At 35.1% G+C, this 12,200-nt stretch carries 8 protein-coding genes; all 8 read right to left on the minus strand.

What is annotated here, in order from left to right; all coding sequences use genetic code 11:
- Window positions 1–170 precede the first annotated feature (170 nt).
- On the minus strand, window positions 171–2,030 hold the full coding sequence (locus H7K77_RS19230) for a DUF2264 domain-containing protein (protein ID WP_186580344.1): 1,860 nt from the start codon (window positions 2,028–2,030) through the stop codon (window positions 171–173).
- Window positions 2,031–2,139: 109 nt separating this feature from the next.
- Complete coding sequence (locus H7K77_RS19235; RefSeq protein WP_186580345.1) at window positions 2,140–3,966, minus strand: heparinase II/III family protein; 1,827 nt, start codon at window positions 3,964–3,966, stop codon at window positions 2,140–2,142.
- An 18-nt stretch (window positions 3,967–3,984) separates the two neighbouring features.
- Window positions 3,985–5,592: a response regulator transcription factor gene (locus H7K77_RS19240; RefSeq protein ID WP_186580348.1), complete on the minus strand. Its 1,608-nt coding sequence runs from the start codon at window positions 5,590–5,592 to the stop codon at window positions 3,985–3,987.
- Window positions 5,585–7,414, minus strand: a complete 1,830-nt coding sequence (locus H7K77_RS19245) for a cache domain-containing sensor histidine kinase (RefSeq protein ID WP_186580350.1) — start codon at window positions 7,412–7,414, stop codon at window positions 5,585–5,587. Before H7K77_RS19245 ends, H7K77_RS19240 begins: the two co-directional genes overlap by 8 nt.
- 57 nt (window positions 7,415–7,471) lie before the next feature.
- Window positions 7,472–8,857, minus strand: coding sequence for an ABC transporter substrate-binding protein (locus H7K77_RS19250; RefSeq protein ID WP_186580352.1), 1,386 nt, complete (start codon window positions 8,855–8,857; stop codon window positions 7,472–7,474).
- Between the two features lie 479 nt (window positions 8,858–9,336).
- Window positions 9,337–10,140, minus strand: coding sequence for a carbohydrate ABC transporter permease (locus tag H7K77_RS19255; RefSeq protein ID WP_407926448.1), 804 nt, complete (start codon window positions 10,138–10,140; stop codon window positions 9,337–9,339).
- A 48-nt stretch (window positions 10,141–10,188) separates the two neighbouring features.
- Window positions 10,189–11,085, minus strand: a complete 897-nt coding sequence (locus H7K77_RS19260) for a carbohydrate ABC transporter permease (RefSeq protein WP_328701171.1) — start codon at window positions 11,083–11,085, stop codon at window positions 10,189–10,191.
- Window positions 11,086–11,292: 207 nt separating this feature from the next.
- Window positions 11,293–11,928: a YesL family protein gene (locus H7K77_RS19265; protein WP_186580355.1), complete on the minus strand. Its 636-nt coding sequence runs from the start codon at window positions 11,926–11,928 to the stop codon at window positions 11,293–11,295.
- Window positions 11,929–12,200 lie beyond the last annotated feature (272 nt).

Here is a 12,200-nt window from a genome sequence, read left to right on the forward strand (position 1 = left end):
AACCGCTCTGACTTATCCTGGACGTTATCACGACCAATCAGGTTTTTGTTTTTAGCGATAAATCAACGCATTGTTTTACTTGTCGAAATATTTTATGCATTCCAGTTCTTCAGTTGCTCTAACACTATTACCATGGTTTACTAGTTTTTTGTTTCCTACTTATTTTATCATTATGTAGACATCCGAAACAAAACCTTTTGATCGCATTTAGAATAAACAACTAGATTATCATGTTCCATTTCGATGTATGGTGCTTGTTCCCAATGGACTGAAGCATTTTTGCCAGGTTCACCGAAAACTGCAGAGACTAGCCAGTTTCTACCTGGTACTATTTTTGATTTAATCGTTGGAATAGTTGTTCGGGAATGCATAACGTTTGTATTCGAATTAGGGAATATCATTTCTACCGTACCCGTTTCCAATAAATTTTTAATCCCACTTATACCCCAACTGGCTTTCGCTAAAGCTTCCTGATCATTTTGCACTAATTCGATATCTATACTTTTCCCACAGTGATTATCTACATCCATGGCAAAACCACCCTCAGCACTATCCAAATAACGTTCAGAATCAATACAATGGATACGAACATGCCACGGTAAACCAGGTATTATCCATGAAGAAACAACAACATCTGACCATGGCTTCCATTTAGTATATACAATCCCATTTGCCACACTTTGTTCTATACAAGACCGTTTTACGCGAAACAGGTTATCTCCCTCTTCGCTTAACGCTAGCATCGAGTCAAAAGCACCTTGTTCTAATCCCCACTCGGCTCTAGGTACACTGAATCCAAAGTAATTGGAATAGGCAAACTTTTCATATTTTGCAGATGTATGCGTATGTTCATTTGTTTCTGAGTGACCTGTATTAAACGCAACTACATGTTCCTTGTTATCCTGCCTGCAAAAAATTAGATTTGGGCTTTGTTGAATGGACGTGTCGTTCAAACTAGGTAAAGGCTGTTCAGTTGCATCCCAAAAAGGATGATTATCGTTCAATGCCAAGATTAAGAACGTCTTTAATCCCCAATACGGAGAACCAGGAGAATTATAGTTTTCGGCCATAACTAAATTAGGATAACGATAACCGATAGTCAAAATGCCATCTCGGTCAAATATCGGCTGCTTAAACCACCAACGTAAGTTACTCAATATTAGACCTTTTAGTTCTCCATAAGAAAAAGCATCAACCTCAGCAAAAACGAATGCACTCCAAAAAGCAGATTGTGAAAAACGATATGTCATACTTCTACCATAGGGAACTGCCGAGCCGTCTTTAGCAAACCAATAAATAAAATCATTGGCAAATAGACTTGCTCGTTCTTTATACAAAATAGCTCGTTTTGGATCTTCATTCTCCATTAGTTTTGCGTAAATCAGACTGTAGAAATGAATAGCAAATGGAACATAATAATCGGAATGGCCATTAATACCATCAGCATACCATCCATCAGATAAATAAAATTCTTCGATTCTATTTAAATTTCTTTCTATCAATTCCTTGTTATAAGGGACATCAACTGTTTTGAAACCAAGATTTACAAGGATCGGGAAGAACAGCCAATTACAATCATGAACAGGATGATCGTCGACTTGTTTTAACCAATTCACCAAGTTTGTTTTTTCTCGTTCTGATAAAGGGTCCCATACTCTTTCTGGAACGAGCGCTAAGGTTAAACCAAATGCCGCCATTTCAACGATACGCTGATCATAGTCATGAATATCTCCCCAGTACTCTTCATGTGTTGGATTAGTACCATTTTTAATCCCTTCTAAATGCAAATCCCACAAATCATAATCGTCCCCACCTGCTAAAAGAGGGGCTAGCCCCCATAACACTCTGGAGAACCCTTCCATTTGTGCCACTTCATCGGGATAAGCTGCACTTGTATTGCCCAGATGGAACTGGGAACGCCCTCTACTGTATGTCGATTTAAGTGGCTCACATATTTGTTTTAAAGCAAGTTGAAGATCTTCTTTTGTTTTCAATTTATTTTCCTTAATTGGTAAGTCAAAAGCTTTCACGTTAACCTCCCTTTCTTATGGAAAGTAATACCTTTTCAATTGTCAACGTTTACAATTTATGAGTGAGCAACTTATTTTTATTTCGAGTAAAATATGATTTCACTCTTCTTCATAGAAATTGAAAGTTAACTGTTACATGTACATGCCTACTTGGCTGTTTGACTAGCAAACGAATGGCTATATATTCCTCCCTTTCACCAAAATGATTGAGAAATGTAAGCTCTTCTTTCGAGTAAGCTAGCTGTTTCTGATCAAAGTTAATCCGCAATTTATCACTCACCACGATACTCTCCGCACTCTCTATCAATGCTAGTTTAGGGATAATAAATTGCTCTATAATTGATTTGGGCTGAGTTCCAAACGAATAAGTATCCTCTACAAGCAAACTTGGCTTTTGATCTCTTACCCACGTAAACTTCCTTGTTAAGTCTGTTAGGTTGTCATTCTCAAATGCCTTGGATAAATCCAACTCCCATTCTTGGCACTGTGACTCTATATTAACCTTGTTTATCGATGCCATATATTGGCTACCAGGAAGCTGTAACTTTCCATCGATAATTGGAAGCGAATGCCCTTGTGCCCCATTACATAAATAGGAATAGCGCTCCTCTTCATGGAAATAGGCTTTTGTATATAACCCTGATCCTAAATCTTTTAATAAAACTTCTCCATTGCCATAAAGAATAAAATGGCCAACATCATTGTGATTGTGTGGTTCATCGTTATGTCCACCCTTGGCAGCAAAGGCAAATCTCCCTGCATCAGTCCATACCCTTGAAATAAACCAGTGAGCGTCTTTTAAATAATACGTTGCCTCCTGCCAAGGCTCTCCTACTACCTCATCATTTACCCATAACAAATTCCGAATAGCGGGTGCCCACCTGCCACAATGATCTATTATACTTTTATTACGAAGTTTAGCTTCTGGTACTTCTATATCTGGGTAGACTCTACTCAGGTAATGACTAAGACCTAGCATTACAGCTCCGTTTTGTAAAGAATCAGAGAAGTTGACAACAATGTCATCATCTAAAAAACATTTCTGTTGAAAAAGCGCAATCTGATGAACTTTTTCATTGTTAAATAGATTTATTTTTCCATCTGTTACTTTTATTAGTAAATCCGCAAAGTACACATAGAAACCAAATCCATACTGCCAGTACCCATAGCCTTCCTTACAAGCACCATCGTCTTCGAAGCCATCTAAATAACAATCCATCGTTTTCATAACTTTGTTTAATACGATAGACAAATCTTCCCGATCTTCTATTACATACATAGCAGCATTCCCTATCGATCCAGCACAAACTGCTGCCCAATTATGGTCTGCGGTTTCCCAATCAAATGGCCCTTGTTCTAGATAAGGGATAAAGACTCGTTTATATACCTCTTGCCTTATTCGCGTAATCAACACAGCATCTAATTTATCATTCATTACATGTGAAATTTCACTTAGTGCAAAGGCTGTTTCAGCAGCAAATAAATCTATTGTGAAGGAATCCCCCTTGTCCCCCATTTTGTTATTTAAGGAGTAGTGAAAGTTTGTTTTAAGTTCGACTTCATCCACAATATGGGCTGGTAAGCACCAAGTAAACTCATTACAAATATCCCAAATTGTTTCCTCTAGCAATCTTTTATAGTGTGCATTATCAGGCTCAATTAAGTACATCATTCCAAATGCAGTTAATCTCATTCTTCGTAAAAAATAAATTCGCTCATACTCTTGTCTTGAGCCCTCGGTTTCAAAAAGCCTAAACAAAGACAATGACAAGTGCGGATATTCAGATTGGGCTAACTTATCCGCTTCTTCTTTTAGTTCACCAACTAACGTTTCATAAAGCACGTTATGATTTCTTAATTTATCCCACGCTGCCTGCTCATATTGTCCATAAAAAAATGGATGGTCTATCTTTTCTTTCGATATAGGTATTTCCATCATTCTCACACCAGACCTTTATGCTTTACTTCTCCTGTAGTCAGAAGGAGTGCAACCAAGATGATTCTTAAACAATTTAATAAAATAACTCTGATTATCATAGCCTAGCCTTTCACAGATTTTTCCGATTGGCTCTGTCGTTTGATCTAGAAGTTCCTTTGCCCGTTCAATTTTTACAGATGTAACGTATTCCACAAACGTCTTTTTCATTTCCTTTTTGAACAATCTACTAAAATAACTTGGATTTAAGAATAAATGGCTAGCCACCTCATCTAAGCATAGTTTTTTCTCTATATTCTTTGTGACATAAACGCATGCATCCATAATTTCTTTATGCTTCGATTGATCTGTAACCTCTGTTTTGATATTTATTAAGGAATGAAAATAGTTAATTATCCATTCTTTTAATTCATGTAAATTATCAATATATAAAATCTCTTGGTGCAAAGCTTCCACATTAAAGCTAGATTGGAAATATTGTAATGCTTGCATTTTAACCTTAAGTTCAAGTAGCAATTTAAGAAACCACTCTTTGACAGATTCTAGTGAAAACTCTTTTTCTTTAATAAATTGTGTCCACTTCGAAATAGTAGGTCTAATGCTATTTAGATCTTGTTCAAAAATTAAATTTCTTAACTCCATAGATGCTTCGTCGTACCAAGAAAATAAGTCCTCCTTGTTTGTTTCTGTATAATCAAGCTTCCTGGTAATACTTCCCGTATCCATATAAAAACGTTGATGATTACTTGAAAGCAAACTTTTTAGTTCACCCTTTAATTCCTTAATCGTTACATATTCGCCAATCAAAAATGAAACAGAGATATTCAAATATTTGCTAAAGCTATACTGTATCTTCTTAAGCATCACTTGAGCATTTTCATAATTATTTTCTTTCAAGGTTTGTTGAACAGGGTATAAAATAAATGATTTATTTTCTTCAAAACTCATATAAATGATGTTCGAGTTCGTTTCTTCAATAATCTCGTTAATCACATTTTGCGCGACGAATTGAAGCGTGTCCACAGACGTATAAAGCTGCTTAGCAGATAAATAGTTGTCCATCACACATAGAATTGGCATATAGTTGGCACGTTTCAAATGAAAGCCCAAATTATGATGCTCCCCATACCAATCCTGACTACGATTAGAGTGATAGATAATCTCTCGTAAAAAATTAGACTTAGCAAATTCTTCATTCTTTTTAAGTTGATTTTTCATTTTAACATCATTTAACTTCCGCTTTTGTTCATTATCTAACCTTTCTTTATAAGTCAGCAACATAGACGATAGATCATCCGGATCGAGAGTTTCTTTTAAAATGTAATCTTGAACATTTAGTTTTATCGCTTTTTGCGCATATTTGAACTCATTATGACAGGATAGAATAACTACCTGAAGATTTGGATTCTTTTCTTTCAGTTTTTGGGTTAATTGGATGCCATCCATCTTTGGCATACCTATGTCCGTAATTAAGATATCTGGCATATCTAATTGAGCGTTTTCCAATGCACTTAATCCATTTTCATGGGTGCTTTGCAGCTGAAGTCCAAGTGAATCCCACTCTACCATCTCAGATAGAAACTCTAATGCAGGATAATCATCATCGACAAGCATTACTTTATACATAGTGTTTACTACCTCCTCTTGGGATAAGCAAGGTGATCTTTGAACCACTATCTTTTTTACTTTCAATGGTCATTTCAAATTCTGTTCCAAATGACATGACCATACGCTCATAAACATTTACTAATCCAATACTAGAAAATCCATTTGTACTTAGTTCATCCACATCAGCAAAATCATGTGAAGAAATTTTCCTCTGAAGTTTTTCCTTCGTTTCTTCATCCATTCCTTCCCCATTATCTTCAATAATAATTTTGAACTTATCATCGTCTACTCTAGCATGTAAATGAATATCACCAGTATGTTGGCTAAATCCGTGAATAATAGAGTTTTCAATAATTGGCTGTAAAATTAACCGAGGAACTTTTTGTTCGTATGCTTCATTGGACACATCTATACGTAAATTCACATTTCCTCTGTGTCGCATGTTCATTAATTGAACGTAATCTTTTACCATCGACACTTCATCATACAAAGTAATAATTGCTTCATCACTTTCAATTGTCATTCTCAACAGCTTGGATAAAGAGCTAATCATTTTAGCACTCTCTTTATCCCCACCTTTAAAAACTTTCATCCGAATCGAATTCAATACGTTAAATAAAAAATGAGGATTTATTTGAGCTTGTAGCATCGCTAACTCGGCTTTTCGTTGCCTACTTTGCGTGTCTGTTATTTCTTTAATCATTTCATTGATTTTATCTAACATTTCATCAAATGATTTCGAAAACGTCCCAATTTCATCCTTACTATTAATTTTCGATCGTATAGTTAAGTTACCTTTTCTCACTTTTGAAACAACATTCCCTAGAATGACAAGTGGTCTAGTAATTCGATTAATTAGTATGGCTAACAGTCCAAAAAATACAGCAAATAATACAAGTTGTAAGACAGAAACCTTGTTATAGATGGCATTCATTTCAGAAATTGCATTACGATACGGAATAAGTGAAACAAGCTTCCAATCCGTGTAAAACTCTTCCTGAACGGTTATAAGATAATCCTTACCAGATATATTTACTACATTTTTCAAACTATTAGACTTCATCTTCTTTAATGTAGAAAATGTCTGTCCAATCCTTGCCGTATCATTATGAGATAAAATAACATTATTCGAATCTAGCAAAAATACTTCCTCACCATTTGTACTATCTCGATTTTCAAAGATTTGGTTGATTTTATTTTCAAGAATGGTAACCACTACATATCCATATATTTGTGAGCTACCATTACGTAACGTTCTCGCTACAGAAATTTGGTAAGGGTTTTTTTTCTTCTCTGATTCAAATATTGTTGGCTGACTACCAAACCAAATGGATTCATAACCATGCATTGCTTTAAGGTCATTGAACCATTCTTCTTCAAATAGACGTAGTGGGTCATAATCATTGACTTCATAATTCGTATAATATTTCCCATTCGTTAACAGAATCGTAACGTATGATTTTTCCCCTACCAACGTAATGTTTTCTATCGTTTTCATGACAGTTTTGTCCGAGATAAATTGGTTATAACTTTGATTCCCGTTTTCATTCTCATTTAAAGGTGTTTTGGCCCGTGCTTTTAAAATTGAATTGATCTCTGAATCTAGTTGTATAAAGTTTGTAACGTATAACATATCATCCAAGAGCTTCGATACATACTCACCAGTCAATTTCAACTCATTATTGGCATTGAGAATCGCTTGATCCTTTACCGCATCTCTTGTTAAGAAATTATAAATACCTAACGTTATAACTACTGGAATGACAATACAAATGACAGATGTTAGGATAACTTTAGATCGAAATGAAAGGGGCGTAGATCTACCTGTTTCTAACCTCATATCCATCCTCCTAAAGAAAGGTGGGGGTAGAAACGGAAGACCACACCCCGTTTACATTTATTCTTGATTATTAGCTATGATTTCATCAGCCTTTGTTTTTAACGCTTCAATTGTCTTATCGATATCTTGCTCCCCGTAAATTAACTTCTCATATTCATCATTTACCAGTTGATAAATTTCCGCTTGATAAGAAGCAGGAGAAACAATCTTTGATGATTTAGCGTTAGTTAATACATTGATAAGCGATTCCTTATCCACTTTTTCAGGACTTACTGTACCACTTAAGATCGTGTCAATAATCCCTTCAAGGTCCGCATCGCTCACTTTGTTCCAAGAAGGAATACTCTTGCCTTGGACGATTTGTCCTTCTGTTGTGTACCAACGAATAAATTTATATGCTGCTTCTTTATGCTCTGAGCTCTGAGCAACGGACATAAAGTCTGTAGTAACTGGTGTATAACCTGCAGCATCACTGTCTGCATTTGTTGGATACGGAGCGACACCTACTTCAAAATTTAATGGGAACTGATCTGTACCACCTAGTTCCGTGTTCATCCAGCTACCTATTAAAATAGTACTAGCATCTTGGTTAAAAAATTGGGTACGATAGTGAAGTTTTTGAGATAAAATGTCTGTATAAGGTGTGGCAGATTTATCTTCTTTTTCCATTTCAAGACGCATTTCTAATGTTTTTCTAAAGTATGGGTGATCAAAGTTGTGTGATCCATCTTCATTGATGAATCCAGTTTCGGTTTCTTCACTTGCGAGGGCTAATTTCATATATTCCATCCATCCACCATCTTGGGGACCATGGAAGTACGTTCCTACGTGTTCATCTGTAGTTAGCTGTTTTGCATAATCCTTGAACTCATCCCAAGTCCACTCTGTTGGAACTTCAAGACCTGCTTTTGCTAGATGATCTTTGTTCAGAAGTACATACCATGGGTTAAACTTACCAGGTAGCGCGTAGTACTTATCATCAATCATTGTATCTACCTTATATTCTTCCGTTACTGTAAAACCTTCTTCATTAATAAACTCATCGATTGGTGCTACTATACCTAGCCCTACACGTTCGGCATATGACGCAGGATCACTGAACATTAAAACGTCAAGCTGCTCACCAGATGCTGCTGCCAAATCAAGCTTTTGCAAAGCCTCGTTTGTATCACCTTTCTCACTTAGAATAACTAGATCCACATTAATATTAGGATACTCTTCTTCAAACGCCGCTAACGTTTCCTTCCAATTATAACTAGCTTCGTTACCATGAGTGTGGAACTTAATCGTGACTTCCTCTCCACCATCACCCCCTGATGATTTCGATGATTCCGAATTTTCAGATGTAGATGCCTCTTCATCCCCATCGCTTGAACTACAACCTACAAGAATTCCAATCAAAAACAGAAAACTAAGTAAACCTACCAAATATTTACTTTTCAAACAAATACCCCCTATAACTATATCATATTTTGTAAGCCCTTACACAGAAATTATAGCAAACCTAATTAAATTTAAATGGAAATAATTTTACTTGTATTAGTAATAATTTTACTTTTAAATTTGTGGTTCCATTCCGATAATTTGTTGTCTTCCCTATAAATAGTTCGATTTTAATATAGTTCAGATACGTTTTCCTCTAATTGCTTAAAGATCTCTACACCGCACCTGACAAAAGACTCTTGTATCATCATACAATCAAACCACTATCCATATAGTTCAAAACGAGTTGATAGAAGTTTTTATACGATGACTGTGGCAGTTAATCTCATCCCCTGTCCTATCACGAAATGTTAACAATCCATAGGCAAAGAGGATTAATCTAGACTAGATTAACCCTCAGGTAACATAGTTAAAGCTATGTTTATCTTTCACTTCCAAGCGATTCTTGGTGACTAAGGCATCTGAAAACAACATTTTTATTACCCTTTTACACCACCTAATGCAATTCCCTCAATGACTTGTTTTTGACCAATAATAAATACAATTAATAATGGTAAGATTGCAGACACAGCCGCTGCCATTATTAAGGAATAAAATTCACCATTAATGGTTGTAAACTTTTGCATAGCTAGCTGGATTGTATATAGTTTATCGGTTCTTAAGAAAATTAATGGATTTTGATAATCATTCCATGTCCAGATAAAGCGTAAAATTGCATATGTGGCAATCGCTGGTTTGACAATAGGAACTGCAATTCTCCAAAAAATCTTCCAATGGCCAGCCCCATCAATTTTTGCTGCCTCAAGCAAATCATTGTGAATACCCATAAAGAACTGACGTAACATAAAGGTTCCTAGTACACTAAAGCTTCCTAACAATACTAATCCAAGGTGACTGTCAAATAAACCTATATTTCTAAACAATAGAAATTGTGGTACTAAACTAGCTTGAGGTGGGACCATATATGTTGCTAGCACAATGAAAAACAACCAACCTCCTGCGGGAAAACGTACTTTCGAAAATCCGTAAGCAGCCATTGCCGAAACAGTAACGGAGAGTAAAGTAGTGGAAACAGCTACTTTAATAGAATTCCAATAATAGAGATAGAATGGATAATCACCGAACCAAACATCTTTATAGTTACTTATGGCATTCCATCTTTCCGGTATCCACTCAATCGGAAACTTAAATACATCCGCTTCAATCTTAAACGACGTAGATAACATCCAAATGAACGGTAGTAAGAATACTAAACTACAGAAAAAAACAATAATAGTGATCATTATCTTTTTTATATCTAGCTTTGACCTCTTGTTCATCATGCTCCCCCCTTAATAATTAACCCATTTCTTTTGCGCAATCCATTGAATGATAGTAATGGCAAATACTACAAGGAACAATATGACCGCAATAGCGGAAGCATAACCGATTTCTAGGTTAATAAATGCTGTATCATATAAATACCAAACTAGCATACTGGTTGAATTTAATGGCCCACCACTAGTTAAGACTGCAATTAAATCAAACACTTTGAATGTTGCAATAATACCTGTAATTAATAAGAAAAAGGATGTCGGTGAAACTAAAGGTACTGTAATTTTTCGAAATTTGTACCATGTGTTTGCTCCATCAATCTCAGCTGCTTCATACAATTCTTTCGGGATCGACTGTAACCCTGCAATATATACAATTAAGTTAAAACCTACAGATATCCATAGATGAATCATCATAACAGATATTAACGCAAATTTTGGATCAGCTATCCACAGTGGTGGATTTTCTATTCCAATAGACATTAAAAATTGATTTATTGGCCCTGCTGTTGGATGAAATAATACTTGCCACACTACCGCGATAGCAACGACACTGGAGATATATGGCATAAAAAATGCTACTTTAAAGTAACTTTTTAGGTAAACATGCTTATCGATAATTATCGCTAATACAAGTGATACGATCATCGTTAAAGGAACAGTCAACACAAAAATTGCATTATTTAACAGTGACTTCAAGAAAACACTATCACTAAATAGAGCTTCAAAGTTAGCAAAACCAACCCACTTTAATTGATCCCATCCCGCAATAAATTTCCAATCAGCAAATGCTAGTATGAATGTAGCGACAATTGGTAGCAATGTAATAATTGATACACCGATAAACATGGGACTGACAAATAAAAAGCCTGCTAAATTTTCACTTCTTTGAATTTTTGATCGTTTCAACTTAATTTTTGTTTTTCCTAGTGGAAGTTGTCTCTCTTCTTTTGCTTCCAAATAAATCACCTCTTCTTTCAAATTAGGCTCTTTTCGTAACTATAGTAGCCTTCGTCACAAATTCTATAGACTCTGTAGTAATACTCTTATTTGGGTAAGTACTACTATAACTCGCTTTGGCAGAACTATTAAATTATCGAACAGTAATTTTTGATAACGTTTTCATTTATTGGGAGATTCAATGTTTTTTTCGATATGATGAAATAAATGGTGTGAGAAAAACATAATGACAAAACTTAACCCACTACCTAAATATAAAAAAGATATTGCAGGAATCACTGCACAAATAAACAATACCGATACAACAGATACAAACATTGTGATCGTACGAAGTGGATAGGTTATCCCAATAATTAATGCTGATTTAAAATGCTTGTATACACTATTTTTATATTGTGTAAGAACAGGAAAAATATATAGAATTACTAAAGAATATAGTATTGTTACAGTTGCTAGACTTCCTAGTAAAACATATTTGATAACTCCACCGAATGATCCAATTAACTGAAAATCAATAAAGATAAAAATACCAACTACAGTTAAAAGAGCCCCTACTACATTAGATTCTTTGAAATCTCTTTTATAATACTGCAGAAAAATTTTAAAAATGTTATGTCCATCATCTCCATTGATCCACTTTCTAGTTACTGCGAACATAGCAGCCGTTGCAGGAAAAATACCTAATACTACTCCTCCAGCAATAGTAAATAAAATCCAAAGCAAATTAATGTAGGCTAGTCGATAAATCCATTCACATAAACGATAAATCCCTCCTGATAATCCTGCATTTGTCTCCATGTACTCCCTCCTTTTCTTAGGTGCTGTACGTTTGTTTAGACAACTAAGTTCCTTATATTTCTTACAACCCGCCTTATTTTTTCCTATGTTTATTAAAGATTTCCTATTTCTAATTTTAGTCACTAAATAGTTTCTTAAATAGATAATTTTTTTACCTCTTATCATTATTTTTTTACTAATTTGTAAGAACAAGTACAAAATCCTGTTAGGTTCGTGGAAAAATATTAGTGAACTTTATTCATAGGAAAAGGACTATCCTGAAAATTTTAGGA

It is taken from the genome of Aquibacillus kalidii, from assembly GCF_014280935.1.
In the GTDB taxonomy this organism is placed as follows: Bacteria; Bacillota; Bacilli; order Bacillales; family Amphibacillaceae; genus Aquibacillus_D; species Aquibacillus_D kalidii.